Annotated in this window: 22 protein-coding genes; 17 read left to right on the top strand and 5 right to left on the bottom strand. The window is 66.5% G+C overall.

What is annotated here, in order from left to right:
* Nucleotides 1-167: 167 nt before the first annotated feature.
* Both ABD774_RS20520 and hxlB read left to right on the top strand, forming a co-directional pair.
* A protein-coding gene (locus ABD774_RS20520; protein WP_345045385.1) for an IS3 family transposase occupies nucleotides 168-1,318 on the top strand; the annotation gives its coding sequence in 2 pieces (ribosomal slippage) (nucleotides 168-438 and nucleotides 438-1,318; 1,152 coding nt in all).
* Between the two features lie 18 nt (nucleotides 1,319-1,336).
* Nucleotides 1,337-1,912 carry a 6-phospho-3-hexuloisomerase gene (gene hxlB, locus ABD774_RS20515; RefSeq protein WP_345045382.1) on the top strand — a complete coding sequence of 192 codons (576 nt, stop codon included), beginning with the start codon at nucleotides 1,337-1,339 and terminating at the stop codon, nucleotides 1,910-1,912.
* Here hxlB and ABD774_RS20510 read toward each other — a convergent pair.
* The 5 genes from ABD774_RS20510 to ABD774_RS20490 all read right to left on the bottom strand — a co-directional run bounded on the left by ABD774_RS20510 (nucleotide 1,895) and on the right by ABD774_RS20490 (nucleotide 6,541).
* Entirely contained in the window at nucleotides 1,895-2,974 is a 1,080-nt protein-coding gene (locus tag ABD774_RS20510; protein ID WP_345045380.1) for an IS630 family transposase, read from the bottom strand. The genes hxlB and ABD774_RS20510 overlap by 18 nt on opposite strands.
* A gap of 147 nt (nucleotides 2,975-3,121) precedes the next feature.
* Nucleotides 3,122-3,598 carry a EutP/PduV family microcompartment system protein gene (locus ABD774_RS20505; RefSeq protein ID WP_345045377.1) on the bottom strand — a complete coding sequence of 159 codons (477 nt, stop codon included), beginning with the start codon at nucleotides 3,596-3,598 and terminating at the stop codon, nucleotides 3,122-3,124.
* A 9-nt stretch (nucleotides 3,599-3,607) separates the two neighbouring features.
* The gene (locus ABD774_RS20500) at nucleotides 3,608-3,958 is read right to left on the bottom strand and encodes a BMC domain-containing protein (RefSeq protein WP_345045374.1); all 351 of its coding nucleotides are present in this window, start codon (nucleotides 3,956-3,958) and stop codon (nucleotides 3,608-3,610) included.
* A gap of 70 nt (nucleotides 3,959-4,028) precedes the next feature.
* Nucleotides 4,029-5,135: a 1-propanol dehydrogenase PduQ gene (locus tag ABD774_RS20495; protein ID WP_345045371.1), complete on the bottom strand. Its 1,107-nt coding sequence runs from the start codon at nucleotides 5,133-5,135 to the stop codon at nucleotides 4,029-4,031.
* 62 nt (nucleotides 5,136-5,197) lie between these two features.
* Nucleotides 5,198-6,541 carry a PocR ligand-binding domain-containing protein gene (locus ABD774_RS20490; protein ID WP_345045368.1) on the bottom strand — a complete coding sequence of 448 codons (1,344 nt, stop codon included), beginning with the start codon at nucleotides 6,539-6,541 and terminating at the stop codon, nucleotides 5,198-5,200.
* A gap of 284 nt (nucleotides 6,542-6,825) precedes the next feature.
* On the opposite strand from ABD774_RS20490, the gene ABD774_RS20485 reads away from it, so the two are divergent.
* The 15 genes from ABD774_RS20485 to eutJ all read left to right on the top strand — a co-directional run bounded on the left by ABD774_RS20485 (nucleotide 6,826) and on the right by eutJ (nucleotide 18,981).
* Nucleotides 6,826-7,101, top strand: a complete 276-nt coding sequence (locus ABD774_RS20485) for a BMC domain-containing protein (protein WP_345045366.1) — start codon at nucleotides 6,826-6,828, stop codon at nucleotides 7,099-7,101.
* Nucleotides 7,102-7,109: 8 nt separating this feature from the next.
* Nucleotides 7,110-7,886: a propanediol utilization microcompartment protein PduB gene (gene pduB / locus ABD774_RS20480; protein WP_345045364.1), complete on the top strand. Its 777-nt coding sequence runs from the start codon at nucleotides 7,110-7,112 to the stop codon at nucleotides 7,884-7,886.
* A gap of 8 nt (nucleotides 7,887-7,894) precedes the next feature.
* Nucleotides 7,895-9,556, top strand: coding sequence for a propanediol/glycerol family dehydratase large subunit (locus ABD774_RS20475; protein WP_345045361.1), 1,662 nt, complete (start codon nucleotides 7,895-7,897; stop codon nucleotides 9,554-9,556).
* Nucleotides 9,557-9,566: 10 nt separating this feature from the next.
* Nucleotides 9,567-10,235 (top strand): propanediol/glycerol family dehydratase medium subunit, encoded by a 669-nt coding sequence (locus ABD774_RS20470; protein ID WP_345045358.1) that lies wholly within the window; start codon nucleotides 9,567-9,569, stop codon nucleotides 10,233-10,235.
* A 12-nt stretch (nucleotides 10,236-10,247) separates the two neighbouring features.
* Entirely contained in the window at nucleotides 10,248-10,763 is a 516-nt protein-coding gene (locus ABD774_RS20465) for a diol dehydratase small subunit (RefSeq protein ID WP_345045356.1), read from the top strand.
* 120 nt (nucleotides 10,764-10,883) lie between these two features.
* Nucleotides 10,884-12,689 (top strand): diol dehydratase reactivase subunit alpha, encoded by a 1,806-nt coding sequence (locus ABD774_RS20460; RefSeq protein ID WP_486327353.1) that lies wholly within the window; start codon nucleotides 10,884-10,886, stop codon nucleotides 12,687-12,689.
* Complete coding sequence (locus tag ABD774_RS20455; RefSeq protein WP_345045351.1) at nucleotides 12,686-13,060, top strand: glycerol dehydratase reactivase beta/small subunit family protein; 375 nt, start codon at nucleotides 12,686-12,688, stop codon at nucleotides 13,058-13,060. The genes ABD774_RS20460 and ABD774_RS20455 overlap by 4 nt, the downstream gene beginning before the upstream one ends.
* On the top strand, nucleotides 13,038-13,550 hold the full coding sequence (locus ABD774_RS21780; RefSeq protein ID WP_425554621.1) for a BMC domain-containing protein: 513 nt from the start codon (nucleotides 13,038-13,040) through the stop codon (nucleotides 13,548-13,550). Before ABD774_RS20455 ends, ABD774_RS21780 begins: the two co-directional genes overlap by 23 nt.
* Nucleotides 13,547-13,816, top strand: a complete 270-nt coding sequence (locus ABD774_RS20445) for a BMC domain-containing protein (protein ID WP_345045348.1) — start codon at nucleotides 13,547-13,549, stop codon at nucleotides 13,814-13,816. The genes ABD774_RS21780 and ABD774_RS20445 overlap by 4 nt, the downstream gene beginning before the upstream one ends.
* Nucleotides 13,816-14,475 (top strand): phosphate propanoyltransferase, encoded by a 660-nt coding sequence (gene pduL / locus ABD774_RS20440; RefSeq protein WP_345045388.1) that lies wholly within the window; start codon nucleotides 13,816-13,818, stop codon nucleotides 14,473-14,475. The genes ABD774_RS20445 and pduL overlap by 1 nt, the downstream gene beginning before the upstream one ends.
* Nucleotides 14,476-14,477: 2 nt before the next feature.
* Nucleotides 14,478-15,230: a flavoprotein gene (locus ABD774_RS20435; protein WP_345045345.1), complete on the top strand. Its 753-nt coding sequence runs from the start codon at nucleotides 14,478-14,480 to the stop codon at nucleotides 15,228-15,230.
* Nucleotides 15,231-15,232: 2 nt separating this feature from the next.
* Nucleotides 15,233-15,502: a EutN/CcmL family microcompartment protein gene (locus ABD774_RS20430; RefSeq protein ID WP_345045343.1), complete on the top strand. Its 270-nt coding sequence runs from the start codon at nucleotides 15,233-15,235 to the stop codon at nucleotides 15,500-15,502.
* Between the two features lie 2 nt (nucleotides 15,503-15,504).
* Nucleotides 15,505-16,527 carry a cob(I)yrinic acid a,c-diamide adenosyltransferase gene (locus ABD774_RS20425; protein ID WP_345045340.1) on the top strand — a complete coding sequence of 341 codons (1,023 nt, stop codon included), beginning with the start codon at nucleotides 15,505-15,507 and terminating at the stop codon, nucleotides 16,525-16,527.
* Nucleotides 16,524-17,951, top strand: a complete 1,428-nt coding sequence (locus ABD774_RS20420; RefSeq protein WP_345045338.1) for an aldehyde dehydrogenase family protein — start codon at nucleotides 16,524-16,526, stop codon at nucleotides 17,949-17,951. The genes ABD774_RS20425 and ABD774_RS20420 overlap by 4 nt, the downstream gene beginning before the upstream one ends.
* 190 nt (nucleotides 17,952-18,141) lie before the next feature.
* A complete protein-coding gene (gene eutJ / locus ABD774_RS20415) occupies nucleotides 18,142-18,981 on the top strand; it encodes an ethanolamine utilization protein EutJ (protein ID WP_345045335.1) in 840 nt (279 codons plus the stop codon).
* Nucleotides 18,982-19,015: the final 34 nt, after the last annotated feature.

Raw genomic sequence — 19,015 nt, 5'->3', positions numbered from 1 at the left:
GGATCGACGATGCGGCTCTCACCCGGTAGCCGCCGCCCGCGAGATCCACGAAGCTATCCACGCGGGGAGCTGAGAGTCACCCAGTGGGCTGACCCCGTTTCGTAGGTCCGGTCGTTATGCGAGTCGTCCTGTTGCCCGCGGTGGCGGGCAGGGAGACTGGTCAGATCATGACGAACAGTAGGAAGCGTCACACGCCGGAGCAGGTCGTCCGTAAGCTCGGGCAGGCCGACAGGATGCTCGCCGACGGGCAGGATGTCGCGGCGGTGTGCCGGGAGCTCGGGGTGTCCGAGCAGACGTACTACCGGTGGCGGAACCAGTACGGCGGCCTCAAGGCCGACGACGCGAAGCGCCTCAAGGAGCTCGAGAAGCAGAACGCCACGTTGAAGCGGCTGCTCGCCGAAGCGGAGCTGGAGAAGGCCGCGCTCAAGGAGCTGGCTGAGGGAAACTTCTAGGCCCGGGCAGGCGCCGTGCCGCCGTCGCGCACCTGATCAGGACACTGCAGGTGAGCGAGCGGATGGCGTGCCGTCTGGCCGGGCTCTCCCGCTCCGCGTACCGACGCCCGCTCAACGCCGACACGGTCACGGACCCGGACCGGGCGCTGCGGGAGTGGCTGCGCGCCTGGGCGAAGGACCATCCCCGCTACGGGTATCGGCGGGCGTATCACGACGCCCGCGCCGAGGGCTGGGTGGTGAACCACAAGAAGGTCCAACGCCTGTGGCGTGACGAGGGGCTCCGGGTCCCGCAGCGGCGTCGAGGCAAGCGCGTCGGATCTTCGACCATCGACACGCCGACGGCGGACGCGCCGAACGTGGTGTGGGCGGTGGACTTCCAGTTCGACGCCGACGAGCAGGGCAGACCGATCAAGATCTGCTCGATCGTCGACGAGCACACCCGGGAGTGCATCGGCGGACTCACCGAACGATCGATCACCGCGGACCGGCTCACCGCCCACCTCGAGGACCTCGTCGCCGCCCGGGGCGCCCCGGCGGTGCTCAGGTCGGACAACGGGCCGGAGTTCATCAGCGAGGCGATGGCCGACTGGGCCGGCACCCGCACCGGCCTGTCCTACATCCCGCCGGGCTCGCCCTGGCGCAACGGGTACGTCGAGTCATTCAACAGCCGGATCCGCGACGAGTGCCTCAACATCAACAGCTTCTACTCGCTACTGCACGCACAGGTCGTGATCGGCGACTGGAAGGACGAGTACAACCATCACCGCCGGCACTCCTCGCTCGGCTACCTGCCCCCAGCCGAGTACGCTCGGCAATGCACCCATCAAATCGAAACCGACGACTCACACACCGTCCGGACCGAATGACGGGGGCGGCCCACCAGGATGACCTCTTCAACGACGTTGACCACGATTGTCGCCGAACTCGCCGCCGCCGGTGGCCAGATCGAGCAGGAGGAGTTCACACCGCTTTGTGACGCCCTCCTCGCCCCGAAACGGGTCTTCATCACCGGCGCCGGCCGATCCGGCTTCGTCGCTCGCGGCTTCGCCAACCGGCTCCTTCATCTCGGCCTCGCTGTCAGCTTCGTCGGCGAACCAACCACGCCACCCGTCAGGGCTGACGATCTCCTTGTGGTGATCTCCGGATCCGGGCGCACCGCCGGCCTGGTGGCGATGGCGGAGAAGGCGCACTCTGCTGGTGCCGCGGTGGCAACCATCACCACCGACACGGCCGGACCGATCGGGCAGCTTGCCACGGCATATCTCGCATTGCCCGGCCAGACCCGCCTCGGCGCAGACATCCAGGCAACTGCGGCTACGTCGATTCAGCCGGTCGGCACCCTCTTCGAGCAGTTGGCGTGGTTGGCCTGCGACTCCCTCATCGTGCTGCTGCGGGAACGGACGGGCCAGTCCAACGACGAGCTCATCGAACGCCACGCCAACCTAGTGGCCTGTCGATGAGACGTGTTGACGTTTGCGGTTGATTTTGTCGAGGATTTCGTCTGGGGTCTTGGTCCGGGTGAATGGGTGCTTGCGTTTGTTCCAGCCGGTGATGAAGGCGCGGATCTTGCCGGTGAGGTCCCGGACGGAGGTGAACGTGCCGCGCCGGATGGCTTGGCGTTCGATGATGCCGAACCAGACCTCGACGAGGTTGAGCCAGGATCCGGAGGTCGGGGTGAAGTGGACGTGGATCCGCGGGTTGTGCGCGAGCCAGTCGCGGACCTCGGCCTTCTTGTGGGTGGCGTAGTTGTCCATCACCAGGTGCAACTCGCGGTCGGGGTAGGCGCGGGCGACGTGCTTGAGGAACACCAGGAACTCCTGGTGCCGGTGCCGGCCCTTGCACACGCCGGTCACCTGGCCGGTGGCGACCTCCAGGGCGGCGAACAGGGTCGAGGTACCGTGCCGGACGTAGTCGTGGGTGCGTTGCTCGTTGTGGCCCGGCGCCATCGGCAGCACCTGCTGGGTGCGGTTCAACGCCTGGATCTGGCTCTTCTCGTCCACACACAACACGACCGCGTTCTCGGGCGGGTTGAGGTACAGGCCGACCACGTCGGTGACCTTCGCGACCAGTTCGGGGTCGGTGGAGAACTTGAACGTGTCGGCCTTCCACGGCCTGACCCCGAACTCCTTCCACACCCCGGCCACGGTGGAGTGGTCCAGGCCCAACCGGGCCGCCAGCAGCCGGCTCGACCAGTGCGTCACGCCCAGGCTCTCCGGCGGCGGCACCAACGTCGCGGCGATCACCTCCGCCCGGTCCACCCGCCGCGGCCGACCCGTCCGGGACTCATCGACCAACCCCCTCAGTCCGCGTTCGGCGTACCGGTCCCGCCACAGGTTCACCGTGGGACGCGACACCCCAACTCGATCGGCGATCACCTGGTTCCCGACCCCGTCGGCGGCCAACAGCACGATCCTTGCCCGCTGCGCCAACGACGCCATCACCGTCGCCGAACGGGTCAAACGCTCCAACTCGTCCCGGTCACCCGCACGCAACGGCAATGCCGGAGCCGTCCTGTTCGCCATGCTCCATTCTGACACGCAACCGTAAACTTACATCATCGACACGCCACTAGAGTGATTACGCAGCCTGCCAAGCTACGCGCGCCGACCCTCTCGTGGTCTGGCGCGCGTCGCGCAGTTGGGCTGCGGCGGCGGACCGCCAGGGGAGGATCACCTACCAGCACGGGGCTTAGTCGCGGCCAGGTCTTGGGCAGTCCCATCGTCACGATGGAGTTCGGCTATCAGTTCTTCGAGACCGTCACCGGTCAGCGAGTCGACGCAGAACACCTTGCTGGCGCCGGCGAGCCTGAGATGCCAGACGGCGTCGTCGCGGCGTCCCTTCGCCAGCCCGCATTTTGTGACGACCCCGATGACCTCACGGTTGAAGGCTGAGGCGAAGCCCGGCGGAAAGCGGGTGCCGCGCACGTCCGCGGCTTGCACCAAGACGACGAGATCAACCGCGTATGAGGCGTTGATCAGCGCGCTCTTGTAGATGCGGGACTCGAGGAACTCCCCGGGAGTGTCAACCACTCCGTGCTCGGTCTCGAGAGCCTGGGTCTTGGCGTACCTGAGTTTGTGGCCATGCAGCCGCTGTCGCAGGGTGGTCTTCCCGACACCGACGCTCCCAATCAGCAGAATCGAGCGCACGCCAGGGCCTTACGTCCGGGTGATCGGGCAGGGCGTGAAGCCGAGCACGCCGACCAGCGTCTCTACCACGGCCTGCACGCCGGCCTCGATGTCGGCGAGCTGGCCAACCAGGAGTAGCGAGCCCGAGAAGCGATCGACGTAGGCGAGTTCCACGTCCGCAGCCTTCGCGGCGATGTCCCCACCGATGATCGCTGCCTCGCCAGGGGTGAGTGTCATCACCGCGACGGAACCGGAGGCCTTGTCCTGAATGCCGATCTTCGGCAGGAGCTGCGGATCGGCATTGGCCATGATGTGTGCCAGTGTCACCTGTTTACCGGGTACGAACTCCTGGATGATCCGGGTCTTCTCGGTGTCGATCATTGGCGTTCCTTCGGCCCGCTGCGGGTAGGGCAGAGACCCTGCGCACGTGCTCGTATCGGAAGTGGTTCCATCACAGGATCTGACGCAGGATCGCGGTGAGTTGGGCTGTCGTCGGCTGAACCGGGTTGGTTGGTGTGCAGCGGTCATTCAGCGCTGTGCTGGCGATGTCGTCGGCCGAGGCCTGGAGATCGGCGACCGAGACGCCGGCTTCGCTGATCCGGGCGGGAATGTCCAGTTCGGAGCGGAGTCGCTCGACCGCGCCGATGAGCGACAGGACGCCCGCCTTGATACTGCCGCTGGCCATGCTTGTGAGGCGTGCCAGCCGGGCGTACCTCGCCGCGACCTCTGGCGATTCCGCTGCGTTGAACGCCATCACGTGAGGCAGCAACAGAGCGTTGAGCCGTCCGTGCGCCACCGGATATCGGCCACCGAGCGCGTGGGACAGGCTGTGCACGATGCCGAGGCCGGCGTGGTCGAAGGCGAGAGCCGCGAGCGTCGACGCGTTGTGCATTCGCTCCCGCGCGTCGAGTTCGGAGCCGTGCCGGTAGCAGCGGGCGAGGCTCCCGAAGACCATCTGAACGGACTTCTCGGCGAAGGCGTCGGAGAAGTCGCTGGCGTTCGTCGCCACGTAGGCCTCAAGACCATGGGTGAGCACATCCATGCCCGCGTCCGCGGTGACCTTGGGCGGAACGCCCAGGACAGCACGCGGGTCGAGAATGGCGACAGCTGGGCGCATGGCTGGGGACACCATGGCGATCTTTGCATGCGTCGCTTCATCGGTGACCACCGAGAACGAGGTCACTTCCGAGCCGGATCCGCTCGTCGTGGGTACGACCACCAGGCCATGTGGAGCGGCGCGTCCGACTTCAAGGGCAGCCTGATGCATCGCCTTGGCCGCATCGATCGGCGATCCGCCGCCGAGCGCCACCACCACCTCGGGGTCGGCCTTCAGGTAGCAGGTGGTCCCCTTCCCGACCAGGGTGACTGTCGGGTTCGGCTCGACGTCGTCGAACACGGTTACCTGGGAGCCGAGCCTGGCGCTGGCCTCGCGGAACAGGTCGGTGGACGCCAGGAAGGAATCTGTCACCAGCAGTACCCGTTGATCGCGGTACTGGTCCAGCGCTTCGAGGGCATTGGCCCCGAAACGGATTGACGTGTTGAGCTGGAATGTGGTCATTGCGGAGGGTCCTTTTTACGATTCAGCGGGCGCGCAGGCGCGGGGATTCCGGGGCACGATCGTCAACCTGCAGCGGCGAGCCGCTCGGCGCGTTGTTGCTGCCGATACTCACCCGGGGTGAGCCCGAGATGCTTCTTGAACGTTCGAGAGAAGTAGTTGCGCGGCTGGAATTCGAGTTCGGTGGCGATGCGCATGATGGGTTTGTCGGTGTGGGTCAGCATCAGCTTTGCTCGCTCCAGCCGTTTGGCCGTGACGTAGGCGGTGTGGCTTTGGCCGGTGTGCTGTTTGAACTGGCGGGAGTAATGAGATTCGGAGATCGCCAGGTACTGTGCCGCTGAGGAAACGGACAAGAATACCGTCGGATCCTTCTCGATCTCGTTGACGAGGCTCGCGATGGTGCGATCCTTCACCGCCAGTTTCGGTTCGATCAGGTCGTGCAGTTGGATCAGCAGCCGCTCGCAGTGAATCTGGCACTCGTAGCGGTTCATCGCAGCCCGGCGATTCCCGTTGCGGCTCGCCACCGCGAGCGTCATTTCCCGGCCGTACTGCGCGCCCTCGCGCTGGGCAACCGCGATCAACGCGTCCTCAAGGCTCCGCAGGTCGTCGCGGGGAATCTTCTGGCTCCATTGGGGCAGCAGACCGTCCAGGTAGGAGCCGAGCAGTTCCAGGTTGCCGCCCACGTTCTGGGCGTGCAGGTTGCGCCCGACGGCTACGACGTCGAGCTGGTTCCGCCGGCTGGCCGGGATCAGCGGGATCGGCTTGGAGAGGCCGTCGACCAGCGGAACCAGCAGGGGGCCCTGGTCGGCCTGGGCTACCACGGGAAGCCTGCCCAGGCTGGGCCCCGTCGTGACGAGGCCGAAGGTGTGCGACCGCTTGGACAGGGTCTCGTTGGCGAGTTGCGCGATGGCATTGGCGGCGCGGTGCAGCTCGTCGACGTCGATCGTCCTGATCTCGCTGGCCAGTTGCTGCAGTCCGGGGTCGGTGCTGGGTGTGGAGTGGGCAGCCAGCAGTTGCCGCAGATCGTACTGCCCCCTGGTCAGGAGTACCTGTCCGGCTGCGACCGCGCCGAGGAATTGGTTGCCCATGATGATGGAGACTGAGAAGTCGACCAGCCCGGCGTGGCACTGGTACACCACGGGCTTCCCTTCGATCGAGCTCTGGAACCCGCCGTGCGCGTCACAGCCGTAACAGAGCTCCCTCGTGGCGGGGTTGTTCCTCAGGAACTGGCAGAGCTCGGTGAAATGGGAAGGGTCGGTAACTGGGGCGCCAGTCGAGTCCACGGTGATGACGCCGAGCCCGGTGTCCGCTGCGAACTCGTCCTGTATCTGCTGGAGGCGTTCGACGTCGACGAGGTGACGGAGATCGAGAGCGCCGTAGTCACCGTCGCCCAAAACGATGTTCGACAATGCTCATCCCCTTTGATTCTGGCGTCCTCAGGATTCTTCTGTTGGCGCCGGCAATGCGGCCGAAGCAATTCGCAGGCGAGCGCTGGCCCGACGGTGACAGCGCCACATCTGGTCCCGGTCCCCGGAGCTTTCCCGCCATCTTAGGCAGACCTTGCCTCCCGTCTCTAGGGGCGGGAGACGCGGTAGGCGGCTTTGTGTAACCGCTTGCGCAGATCGTGCACTTCGATGCAGCTTACCCTTCCCGGGAGGTCATCAACCGGCCTCCCTAGACGAAGGAGTCCAACATGCAGGATGCACTGGGCCTGGTCGAGACCAAGGGATTCGTGGGCGCGGTCGAAGCCGCTGATGCGATGGTCAAGTCGGCGAACGTGCAGCTGATCGGCAACGAGAAGGTCGGAGCCGGTCTGGTGACGGTCATGGTCCGGGGCGATGTCGGTGCGGTGAAGGCGGCCACGGACGCTGGCGCGGCAGCTGCGGCAAAGGTAGGCGAGCTGGTATCGGTCCATGTGATCCCGCGTCCGCACTCCGATGTCGAGAAGATCCTTCCCGGCGCGAAGTGAGCTGAGTGATGTCTGAGGACCTGGTCGACAAGGTCATGGCGGAAGTCATGAAGAAGGTGTCGCCGCGGTTGGGTGACGGCGCGCCGTCAGCACGGCCCGCCGTCACCGAGTTCGTCGGCACGAACCGACTCGGTGATTCCATCGGCCTCGTCATTGCGAACGTCGACTCCGACCTTCTCGCGATGATGAGGCTGGAGCGGGACTACAAGTCTCTCGGGATCCTTGGCGCACGGACGGGCGCCGGCCCGCAGATCTTCGCCGCCGATGAAGCCGTCAAGGCGACCAACGCCGAGGTGCTGAGCATTGAGATGGCTCGCGACACCAAGGGCGGAGCCGGTCACGGCTCGCTGGTGGTGTTCGGGGCTGAGGATGTCTCCGATGCCCGTAGGGCCGTTGAAGTCGCGCTCGCCGAGCTGGACCGCACCTTTGGCGACATCTACGCCAACGATGCGGGCCACCTGGAGTTCCAGTACACCGCGCGTGCCAGCTATGCCCTGCAGAAGGCGTTCGGTGCACCGCTGGGCAGGGCGTTCGGCATCACCGTCGGGGCCCCGGCCGCAATCGGTGTTGTCCTGGCCGACACGGCCGTGAAGGCTTCGACCATCGACCTGATCGGCTACTCCAGCCCGGCACACGGCACCAGCCTCACCAACGAGGTCATCGCCGCGTTCTCCGGTGACTCCGGTGCCGTTCGGCAGGCGATCATCGCGGCCCGAGAGGTCGGCATGCCACTACTCGCGGCGCTCGGGACACAGCCCGAGTCGGCCTCCACCCCCTACATCTAGGACGAGCCATGAGGTCTAAGAGATTCGAAATACTGGACGCGCGTCCAGTCAACCAGGACGGCTACGTCAGCGAATGGCCCGAGGTGGGCCTGATCGCCATGGACGGTCCGAACGATCCTAAGCCGTCGATCAGGATCGAGAACGGCGAGATCGTCGAACTCGACGGCCGGCAACGTGCCGACTTCGACATGCTCGACACCTTCATCGCCAGCTACGGCATCAACCTGGAGCGAGCGGTGGAGGCGAACGCGATCGACTCGGTGCGCCTGGCCCACATGCTGTGCGACATCAACATCCCACGCCATGAGTTGATCCCGTTGACCACGGCCCTGACGCCCGCGAAGGCCGCCGAGGTGGTCTCCAAGATGAGCGTGCTGGAAATGATGGCCGCGGTGACCAAGCTGCGTGCCCGCAAACGGCCAGCCATGCAGGGACACGTCACCAGCGTGACGGACAACCCGGTGCAGTTGGCCGCGGATGCGGCTGAGGCCGGAATCCGCGGCTTCGCCGAAGAGGAGACCACCGTCGGGATCGTGCGCTACGCGCCGCTCAACGCGCTCGCTGTTCTGGTCGGTTCGCAGACCGGCAGGCCGGGAATCCTCTCCCAGTGCGCGGTGGAGGAAGCCACCGAACTCCAGCTCGGGATGCGCGGGCTCACGTCCTACGCCGAGACAGTCTCGGTCTACGGCACCGAAGCGGTATTCATGGACGGCGACGACACCCCTTGGTCGAAGGCGTTCCTGGCCTCCTGCTACGCCTCACGGGGCCTGAAGATGCGATTCACCTCCGGCACCGGCTCCGAGGTGCAGATGGGATTCGCCGAGGGCATGAGCATGCTCTACCTCGAATCCCGCTGTCAGTTCATCACCCGGGCGGCCGGTTCGCAGGGCACTCAGAACGGCTCGGTCTCCTGCGTGGGTGTGGTCGGAGGAGTGCCACAGGGCGTCCGTGCCTTCCTCGCAGAGAACCTGATCGCGATGATGCTGGACCTGGAGTGCGCCTCCGCCAACGACCAGTCGATGTCGCAGTCCGATCTGCGGCGGGTTGCGCGGTCGCTGATGCAGTTCGTTCCCGGCACTGACTTCATCTGCTCCGGCTACTCGACGGTGCCGAACTACGACAACATGTTCGGTGGCGGGCACTGGGACGCCGAGGACTTCGACGACTGGCTCATCCTGCAGCGTGACATGCGGGTGGACGGTGCGTTGTCCCCGGTGTCGGAAGAGGACGTGATCGCGATCCGCCGGAAAGCGACCCGCGCCATCCAGGCAGTCTTCAAGGAACTGGGGTTGCCCGAGATCACCGACGCCGAGGTGGAGGCGGCGACCTACGGACACGGCTCTCGAGATCTCCCCGCCCGCAATGTGGTGGAGGACCTGGTGGCGGCCGACGACCTGATGAAGCGCGAGATCACCGGTCTCGATGTGGTGCAGGCGCTGATCCGCAGCGGCTTCGATGACGTAGCTGAGGCAGTGTTCAACCTGATCAAGCACCGCATGGCAGGCGACTACCTGCAGACCGCGGCCATCTTCGATGGTGATTTCCGGATCGATTCGGCAGTGAACAACCCCAACGACTACGCGGGCCCGATGACCGGCTACCAGATGTCGCCGGAACGCTGGGATCAGATCAAGACGATCCGTCAGGCCGTCAGCCCGGAAAGCATCTGAGGTGACAGTCATGGATCAAGCCACACTCAAGAGTCTGGTCGAGCAGGTCATCCGTGAGGTCGTTGGTGGGACGGCGTCGGCACCGAACCCCGTGACGGCTGCTGGCACCGCGGCACCTGCGGCGAACGTCGGCGAACTGCGGATCGTGGAAGCCGGAGACGCTCAGCGCGGAACCGACCCGAAGGAGGTCGTCATCGCGCTCTCGCCGGCGTTCAGCACTGGGATCCACCGGACCATCATCGGGATTCCGCACGCCACGGCGCTCAAGGAACTCTGTGCCGGCCTGGAGGAGGAGGGCATGAGGTACCGCTTCGTGCGTATCTACAAGACGGCCGATGTCGGTTTCGTGGCGCACGAGGCGGCCAAGTTGTCCGGCTCCGGCATCGGGGTCGGAATCCAGTCCCGCGGGACGACGGTGATTCATCAGAAGGATCTGCCGCCGTTGTCGAATGTCGAGTTGTTCAGTCAGTCGCCGCTGATCGACGAGGCCACCTTCAGGGCGATCGGCAAGAACGCGGCCCGGTACGCCAAGGGGGAGAACCCCGAGCCGGTCCCGGTCCGCAACGATCCGAGCACCCGACCGAAGTACCAGGCCATCGCGGCGCTCCTGCACAACAAGGAGACGACGTTGTGTGATCCGTCCAAGAAGCCGCAAGCGCTTCAGGTAACCATCGGCTAGGAGGGCAAGGTCATGGATCAAGAGGAACTGATTCGTCAGATCATGGCCGAGGTCATGAAGAATCTCGGCAGCGAGAACCAGGTTGCGTTCGAGAAAAAGCCGGTGCCGGCCGGAGCCACGGTGGGCGTAGCCGACTATCCGCTGGCCGAACGACGCCCTGAGCTGGTGCGCACCGACAGCGGCGCGCGACTGGCCGAGCTGACGTTCGAGCGGCTGAAGTCGGGGGAACTGAAGCCGTCGGATTTCAAGATCTCGGCTGACACGCTCGAGCTGCAAGCGCAGGTGGCCGACGATGTCGGACGCGGTTCGCTGGCTCGCAACCTGCGCCGCGCGGCGGAGTTGGTTGCGGTGCCGGACGATCGGCTGCTGGCCATCTACGACGCCCTTCGGCCATACCGGTCCACCAAGAAGGAGCTGCTGGATATCGCCGCCGAACTCGAAGGTACCTACGACGCGAAGGCCGCGGGGATATTCGTCCGCGAGGCCGCCGAGGTCTACCAGGCGCGTGGCCGGCTGCGAGTCGACTGAGCACGTGCTGACGGGCGTGGAGGCGGATACCCGCCGCCACGCCCGTCCTCCCAGGAACCAACCTGCCGCCGTGGCCGGGGAGGTTCCCCATTGATGACCGACCGCACCAGAGAGGAACCCGTGAAGCTGATCGCCGGGATCGACATCGGCAATGCGACCACTGAGGTCGCACTTGCCGAGGTTGACGGCGCGGACCTACGGTTCGTGGCCAGCGGCACCATCCCGACAACGGGCATCAAGGGCACTGATGCCAATCTGACCGGTATCTTTCACGCCCTGCAGGATGCGGTGAAGGCGGCCGGGCGCTCACTCTCGGACCTTGAACTCGTCCGGATCAACGAGGCGGCCCCGGTGATCGGCGACGTCGCGATGGAGACGATCACCGAAACCATCATCACCGAGTCGACCATGATCGGACACAATCCGGCGACGCCGGGAGGGCTGGGGATCGGTGTGGGCGTAACCGTTCCCATCGACGAACTGTCCGCGGCGCCGCCGGGCTCGTGCATCGTCGTGGCCGGCCGGACCCACCCCTACGACGACATCGCCCGCCGGCTCAACGAGGCTACCGCCGAGGTGGCCGGTGCGATCCTGCAGTCCGACGACGGCGTCCTGGTCCACAACCGGCTCAACCGCAAGATCCCGATCGTCGATGAGGTGCACCTGATCGAGAAGGTCCCGCTGGGCATGCTCGCGGCCATCGAGGTCGCCGAGGCCGGACGAATCGTCGAGACCCTGGCGAACCCGTTCGGCATCGCGACCCTGTTCGGGCTGGACGCCGAGGACACCAAGCAGGTCGTGCCGCTCGCCCGCTCGCTGGTGGGCAATCGATCCGCGGTAGTGATCAAGACTCCCCAGGGGGACGTCCAGGAGCGGCGCATCCCGGCCGGCAAGCTGACCGTGCACGGCGCTGCGAGCCGGCTGGAAGTGGATGTCGAACGAGGCGCCGAGGAGATCATGTCGGCGGTTGGTCGGGTGCGCCAGGTCAACGACGTCACCGGCGAACCCGGCACCAACGTGGGCGGCATGATGGAGAAGGTGCGCGTCACCATGGCGCAGCTGACCAACCTTCAGCCGCGGGACGTGAATGTCACCGATCTGCTAGCGGTCGATACCCAGGTACCCCGGCGGGTGGCCGGCGGAATCGCCAACGAATTCTCGATGGAGGCTGCGGTCGGCATCGCGGTCATGGTCAAGACCGACCGGCTGCAGATGCAGCGGATCGCGGCCGGACTCGAAGCCAAGCTGGCTGTCGCGATCGAGGTGGGCGGGGTCGAGGCCGACATGGCCATCCGCGGTGCGCTGACCACGCCGGGCACCGCCGCGCCGATCGCGATCCTCGATATGGGAGCCGGTTCCACCGACGCTTCCGTGATGCGGGCCGACGGAACCGGTGAGTCGATCCACCTGGCCGGGGCCGGCAACATGGTGACGCTGATGATTCAGTCGGAGTTGGGCCTGGAGAACTTCGAACTCGCCGAGGATCTCAAACGCCACCCGCTGGCCAAGGTCGAGACGGTGTTCAACATCCGGCACGAAGACGGCACGGTGCAGTTCTTCGAGGAGCCGCTTCCGCCTGAGGTCTACGCGCGGGTGGTCATCCTCAAACCTGAGGGAATGGTGCCGCTCGATCTTGATCTGCCGGTGGAGACCATTCGTCAGGTGCGGATCCGGGCGAAGGAACGCGTCTTCGTCACCAACGCCATTCGTGCGCTCCGCCGGGTGAGCCCGACCGACAACGTACGCGACATCGACTTCGTCGTCTTGGTCGGTGGCTCGGCGCTCGATTTCGAGATCCCGCAATTGGTCACCGCGGCACTGGCCGAGTACCGAGTCGTCGCCGGGCGCGCCAACGTGCGGGGCACCGAAGGTCCGCGTAACGCGGTCGCGACCGGGCTTGCTCTCAGTTGGCAGGAGCAGTCATGACCAAGCCGACGCCTCCGGCCATCGCACTGCACGTTCACCTGGACGTGCCCGAGACCGCGCTGACCAGTCTGCTGCTCGGCATGGAAGAGGAAGGAGTGCCCGCGGAGGTGACCCGCCGCGACGAACTCAACCCGCTCGCGCTCGCCCACGCTGCTTCCCTCGAGTCCAGGCTGGGAATCGGGGTCGGTGTCGCGCTCGACTACGCCGTGGTCACCACCGAGAAGCTCCCTGAAGGGCGGCCGTACATCGCGGAATGGCTGGGGGTCAGTGACCGCATCGTCGGATCCAACGCCGCTCGAATCGTCAAGCGCATCCCGCTGCGCGCCACCACCAGAGAAGGGAATCAACATGCAAGCCTTGGGGCTGATTGAGGTTGTGGGGCTGACCGCTGGCCTTGAGGCGGCCGACGTCGCGTGCAAGACCGCAGATGTGGAGTTGGTCGGCTACGAGCTGGCCAGGGGCAGCGGCTACGTCACCATCAAAGTGCTCGGCCAGGTCGGAGCGGTCAACGCCGCTGTCGCAGCCGCTGTCTCCGCGGCGGGACGACTCAACCAGGTGGTGAGTTCACTGGTCATCCCGCGGCCGGCCTCGGGAGTGGGGTCTCTGGTCCGGAATGCCGCGACGATCGGGTTCGACCCGGTCCCGGTGGTCGATACCCCAGAGGAAGCGGCGCCGCCGCCGGAGCCGGCAGCTCCGTCGGAGACAGCCACTCCGGCGGAGACTGCCCCTCCGCCCGACACCGAAGTTGAGGATGCCGCCGACACGCCGGATGTGGAGACGCCCCGCAGGGGCGCCGCACGAAGCGCTGCACCGAAGGCTGGCGCGCGACCGGCACCCACCCAGAAAGGAGACCAAGCATGAGCCAGGCGCTCGGCATTATCGAGACCAGGGGCTTCGTCGGCGCCGTTGAGGCTGCCGACGCCATGGCCAAGGCTGCGAATGTCAGCCTGATAGGGTCGGTCCGGATCGGCTCCGCGCTCGTCACGGTGCTGGTCCGCGGCGATGTCGGAGCGGTCAGGGCGGCCGTGGACGCGGGTGCCGCGGCGGCGGAACGGGTCGGTACCGTCGTGGCTCGCCACGTCATCCCGCGGCCGCACCGCGATGTCGAGAAGCTCCTGCCGAGGTGATGACCATGCCCGGGACTCTTCTGATCGATGAGATCGTCGAGCGAGTTCTGCAGAGAATCGCCGAGGCGGACCCCGCCCAGACCATCGTCGGGATCTCCAACCGGCACGTCCACCTCGACGATGCCGACTTCCACACCCTCTTTGGCTACGCCAAGCCGACGGTGAAGAAGTACGTGCGCCAGCGCGGCGAGTTCGCCGCAGAGGAGACAGTCACCCTGCACGGACCCCGGGGCCACATGGACCGGGTTCGGGTGATGGGCCCGAACCGTCCGGCCACCCAGGTGGAACTCAGCCGTACCGACTGCTTCGCGCTCGGCGTGGCAGCACCGATGGCGCAGTCGGGGAATCTGGCCGAGGCCGGGCCGATCGAGATCGAGGGCCCGGTCGGCCGGGTGGTGAAGGCCCATGCGGCGATCGTCGCGGGCCGTCACATCCACATGGGCCCGGACGATGCCGCCAGGCTGGGCGTCAAGGACCAGGACCGGGTCAGCGTTGTCTTCGGTGGCGAGCGCGGCGGTCGGCTCGACCAGTTCCTGGTGCGAGTGAAGGAGAGCTTCCTGCTGGAGTTGCACCTCGACACCGACGAGGGAAATGCGATCGGCGCCCGGACGGGGGACTACGTGACGATCTGCGACGTGCCCCGGCGGACCTCACCGTAGGCGTGACAGTGGACGAGCGGGAACTGCGCGGGCTGATCCGCCAGATTGTGTCGGACATGCTGCAGCCGCGGCGCGGTCAGAACGCACTGGTGCTGTTCAGCGGTGCCTCACTCGGCTTCGAAGCGGCGTTGGGCTCCCTGGCGCGACTCGCTCCGGAGATGGGTCTCGACTGGATCCAGACCCCCGCCGCCGAGCACATCCTGGATCAGGACGCGATCGCCGCCTCGGGGATGACCCCGGCCAACCAGTCACTGGTGCAGGCACACGACGTGCTGATTGTGCCCACCGCGACAGTCAACCTGCTGGCAAAGGTCGCCCACGGTGTCTGTGACTGTCTGGCATCGAATGTGATGGCGGAGTTCATCATGAGCAACAAGCCGGTCGTGGTGGCCGTGAACGCCGCGTGCCCGGACAGCGCCGACAAGCGAGGCTGGTTCCCCGATATTCCCCCGGGCTACCGGGATCTGTTGCGGGGGAACCTGGAGCGGGTGCGGTCGTTCGGGGTCCGGCTGACCTCGGCCGAACAGCTGGATCGGGCAGTGCGGCGGCAGCTGACGAAGACAGCCGCGCTGCCCGGCGGCGATGCCACTCAGGAGAGTCCTGTGATCAGGTGCACCGAGCCGGTGGTACACGAAGCCCTGCTCCGCGCGGTCCCCCCGGGCACCGTGCTGCAGCTCGAACCGGCCGCGCTGATCACGCCGCTGGCTCGGGAGACCGCAGCCGCGCGCAGTATCGCCTTTGAGAGAGTGAGCTGACGATGTATCTGGCCAAGGTGATCGGCAATGTTGTCTCCACCAGCAAGGACGAACGGCTGGTGGGCTTCAAACTCCTGCTGGTGAGGCGGCTGAACGAGCTCCACGAGCTTGTCGGGGTGCCCGAGGTCTGCGTAGACACCGTCGGTGCCGGCAATGGCGAGACGGTCATCGTCACGAAGGGATCCTCTGCGCGGTTCGCCGCGGACCGCCAGAGCAGCCCGATCGACTCCACGATCGTCGGGATCGTGGACACCGTAGAGATAGAGGCCTAGCCATGCCCGCGGTCTATACCCGCACCGGTGACAAGGGTGACACCGGTCTGTTCGGCGGCTCACGAGTGGCCAAGCAGAGCCTCCGCGTGGAGGCCTACGGCACCGTGGACGAGGCGAATGCCGCCCTCGGCGAAGCGAGGGCGGCCTTCGAGCCTAGTCGCTGGCGCAACCATCTGCATGCCATCCAGCTACGCCTGTTCGTGGTGGCCGCCGAACTGGCCTCCGACGCCCAAGGCGCGGCCCAGTTGGGCAACACGGTCTCCGCCGCCGACATCGCCGGCCTGGAGCGGCTGATCGATGAGTGTCTGGAGATCACCGGCCCGCAGCGGGCTTTCGTGGTGCCGGGGCGCGACCCGCTGTCCGCCCGGCTTCACCTGGCGCGCACCATCGTGCGTCGAGCCGAGCGCCGCACTCTCACGTTGGCAGAACGTGAGCCGGTACGACCCGAGCTGGTGACCTACCTCAACCGGCTCTCGGACGCGGTCTACGCCTTGGCCCGGCTGGCTGAGACCTGGCACGATCGCGCCCGGGTTGAGCGGGCAGTCCGCGATGCCGTAGCCAAGCTGCTGCCCGGCGAGGCAGCGCCGGCGGGTGACCCGGCGCCGTCGACAACCGAGTTCACGCTCGACCTGGCCCAGCGGCTTGCCGCCGCCGCCGAGCAGGCGGCCCAGGCTCGTGGGGTACCGATGGTGATCGCCGTCGTCGACTCATCAGGGAACCTCGTCCTGCTCCACCGCATGCCCGGCTCGCTGTTGGCGAGCCTGGAACTCGCACCGAACAAGGCATGGACCGCGATTGCTTTCAAACAGAGCAGTGCGGCCGTCGGTGCGCTCGCCGCGCAGGGCGGGCCGTTGCCGGGCCTTGCCAGTGGCAACTCGGGCCGCGTCGTCCTCTTCGGCGGCGGTGCGCCCCTGGTTACCCAGGGCGCCATCGTAGGCGCCCTGGGTATCTCCGGCGGCACCGTCGAAGAGGACATCGCCGTGATGAACGAAGCAATCAACAGCGTGATGGGAGTAAAGGAATGACGATCGACACTGCTCAACTCGTTGCGGTCATCCGAGAGGTGCTGGCCGAACATGACGGCGGGCCACCCCGCGCTGCTGCGCCGTCCACGCCGCGGCCCGGCGTCCAGGGCGACGGTGTATTCGCCGACATGGACGGCGCCGTCAACGCAGCGGCGGCGGCTGCCCAGGAGTATCGCCGGTGCACGATGGCCGACCGGAGGCGCTTCGTCTCCGCCATTCGCGAGGTCATGCTCAAGCCGGAGAACCTCGACAACATGTCGGTCCAGGCCGTGATCGAGACCGGGATGGGCAATGCGGAACACAAGTACCTGAAGAACAAGGCCGCCGCAGAAGGAACCCCCGGGGTCGAGGATCTGGAGACGACGGCGTGGTCAGGCGACGAGGGCCTCACCACCGTGGAGTACTCCGCCTACGGAGTGATCGGCGCGATCACCCCGACCACCAACCCGACGGAGACGGTCACCTGCAACTCCATCGGCATGCTCGCGGCAGGCAACGCGGTGGTGTTCAGCCCCCATCCTCGGGCCAAGAACCTGACTCTGTGGCAGGTCCGGCAACTGAATCAGGCGCTGCGCGCCGCCGGTGCGCCGGAGAACCTGATCGTCACCGTCTCCGAACCGTCGATCGAGAACACGAACAAGATGATCGCCCACCCGGGCGTGAAGATGCTGGTGGCGACCGGTGGACCCGGGATCGTGAAGACAGTGCTCAGTTCCGGCAAGAAGGCGATCGGCGCAGGCGCCGGCAATCCGCCGGTCGTGGTCGACGCCACCGCCGACATCGGGTACGCGGCCAAATGCATCGTCGATGGTGCGAGCTTCGACAACAACGTGCCATGCACGGCTGAGAAGGAGATCGTGGCCGTCGATGCGGTGGCCGACCTGCTCAAGTTCGAGATGGTCAAGCAAGGAGCCTACGAAGCCTCTGCCGAGGAGGTGCGCCGCATCGAGGCGCTCGTGCTGAACCAGAAGCGAACCGGTCCGGACACCGGCTGGGTGGGAAAGCCCGCCGCCGAGATTCTCCGCGCCATCGGCGTCGAGCCGCCGGCAGGCGTGCGGCTGATCGTGTGCGAGGTGGACGCCAGTCACCCGTTCGTGGTCCACGAACTGATGATGCCGGTGATTGGGCTGGTCCGGGTGCCTGATGTGGACGCGGCCATCGCGCTCGCTGTCGAGCTGGAGCACGGCTACCGGCACACCGCGATCATGCACTCGAGGGACGTCAAGGCCCTCACCCGGATGGGACGAGAGATACAGACCACAATCTTCGTGAAGAACGGACCCTCGTTCAACGGCCTCGGCATCGGCGGCGAGGGCTTCCCAACCTTCACCATCGCCGGCCCGACCGGCGAGGGCCTGACCCGGACCCGCAACTTCGCAAGGGTGCGCCGGTGCGTCCTGATCGGAGATCTCAACGTGCGCTGATGCGCCCCCGGGCGCGGGATCGCCTCGGATGCCGGATGCCGGCTCTCTCTGCGGTGCGATCGGTCAGCAGGGGCGTACCGATCGGGAAGGGGCGCGCCGCCAGAGTGCCCGGCATCCGGTAACGGGTGGCCGAACGAAGGGTCAGGTGAAGAGCTGAGGAGTGTCTGCGAGCATGGAGTCTTCAAACCCTATGGCCATCGAACCCGAAGGGGCCATTCGTCGCTTCGCGGAGTTGACCCGCACCGGTGCGGTTGACGAGCCGTACGGCGAACCCCGGCTGGGCATCGACCTCGGCACCGCGAACATCGTGGCGTCCGTCGTTGACCAACTCGACCGCCCGGTGACCGGAGCCTCGCTCCACTCCACCGTGGTCCGCGACGGCGTCGTGGTGGACTGGGTGGGTGCGACCACCGCCGTCAGAAGCCTCGCCGCAGAGGTCGGGCATCGACTTGGCGTTCGGTTCACGGCGGCATCGCTCTCGATCCCGCCGGGTATCAGTCAGGGTGACATCCAGGTCTTCCGCAATGTCGCTGAGGCTGCCGACCTTGATGTCGAGGGCGTCGTGGACGAGCCGGTGGCGGCTGCCCGGGCGCTCGGGATCACCGACGGCTGTGTGATCGACATCGGCCACGGCACCACCGGGGTATCCATCCTGGCCGGAGGTGAGGTGGTCTGTTCGGTGGACGAGGCCACCGGTGGCCACCATATGACCCTCGTCGTCGCCGGCCGCCGCAAGATCGATTACGACGCGGCCGAGGCGGTGAAGAGGGATGCTGCGGAGTATGACAGTGTCCTCGGCCTGATCCGGCCGACCCTCGAGAAGATGGCGTCGATCGCGGCGTCCGTGCTGGACGGACAGGACGTGCCGATGATCTACCTGGTCGGCGGGTCGAGTTCCTTCCCCCATGCTGCCGACGTGTTCGCGACCTGGCTGGACCGGCCGGTGATCCGGCCGACTGACCCGCTCTTCGTCACCCCGCTAGGCGTCCCCATGCGCGGACCCGCCGGTTCAGGTCAGCGAGTCGGCTAGAGGATACTGCATCGCCCCGGGTCTGATGGAGGCT

It is taken from the genome of Georgenia daeguensis (assembly GCF_039537705.1).
GTDB classification, from domain to species: domain Bacteria; phylum Actinomycetota; class Actinomycetes; order Actinomycetales; family Actinomycetaceae; genus Georgenia; species Georgenia daeguensis.
This window is presented reverse-complemented; position numbering and strand designations above follow the sequence as displayed.

Bases quoted from the DNA above. Each gene is read 5' to 3' on its own strand.
- hxlB (WP_345045382.1), top strand. From the start codon at position 1,337: ATGACCTCTTCAACGACGTTGACCACGATTGTCGCCGAACTCGCCGCC.
- ABD774_RS20510 (WP_345045380.1), bottom strand. From the start codon at position 2,974: ATGGCGAACAGGACGGCTCCGGCATTGCCGTTGCGTGCGGGTGACCGG.
- ABD774_RS20500 (WP_345045374.1), bottom strand. From the start codon at position 3,958: ATGATCGACACCGAGAAGACCCGGATCATCCAGGAGTTCGTACCCGGT.
- ABD774_RS20495 (WP_345045371.1), bottom strand. From the start codon at position 5,135: ATGACCACATTCCAGCTCAACACGTCAATCCGTTTCGGGGCCAATGCC.
- ABD774_RS20485 (WP_345045366.1), top strand. From the start codon at position 6,826: ATGCAGGATGCACTGGGCCTGGTCGAGACCAAGGGATTCGTGGGCGCG.
- pduB (WP_345045364.1), top strand. From the start codon at position 7,110: ATGTCTGAGGACCTGGTCGACAAGGTCATGGCGGAAGTCATGAAGAAG.
- ABD774_RS20475 (WP_345045361.1), top strand. From the start codon at position 7,895: ATGAGGTCTAAGAGATTCGAAATACTGGACGCGCGTCCAGTCAACCAG.
- ABD774_RS20470 (WP_345045358.1), top strand. From the start codon at position 9,567: ATGGATCAAGCCACACTCAAGAGTCTGGTCGAGCAGGTCATCCGTGAG.
- ABD774_RS20465 (WP_345045356.1), top strand. From the start codon at position 10,248: ATGGATCAAGAGGAACTGATTCGTCAGATCATGGCCGAGGTCATGAAG.
- ABD774_RS20455 (WP_345045351.1), top strand. From the start codon at position 12,686: ATGACCAAGCCGACGCCTCCGGCCATCGCACTGCACGTTCACCTGGAC.
- ABD774_RS21780 (WP_425554621.1), top strand. From the start codon at position 13,038: ATGCAAGCCTTGGGGCTGATTGAGGTTGTGGGGCTGACCGCTGGCCTT.
- ABD774_RS20445 (WP_345045348.1), top strand. From the start codon at position 13,547: ATGAGCCAGGCGCTCGGCATTATCGAGACCAGGGGCTTCGTCGGCGCC.
- pduL (WP_345045388.1), top strand. From the start codon at position 13,816: ATGACCATGCCCGGGACTCTTCTGATCGATGAGATCGTCGAGCGAGTT.
- ABD774_RS20430 (WP_345045343.1), top strand. From the start codon at position 15,233: ATGTATCTGGCCAAGGTGATCGGCAATGTTGTCTCCACCAGCAAGGAC.
- ABD774_RS20425 (WP_345045340.1), top strand. From the start codon at position 15,505: ATGCCCGCGGTCTATACCCGCACCGGTGACAAGGGTGACACCGGTCTG.
- ABD774_RS20420 (WP_345045338.1), top strand. From the start codon at position 16,524: ATGACGATCGACACTGCTCAACTCGTTGCGGTCATCCGAGAGGTGCTG.
- eutJ (WP_345045335.1), top strand. From the start codon at position 18,142: ATGGCCATCGAACCCGAAGGGGCCATTCGTCGCTTCGCGGAGTTGACC.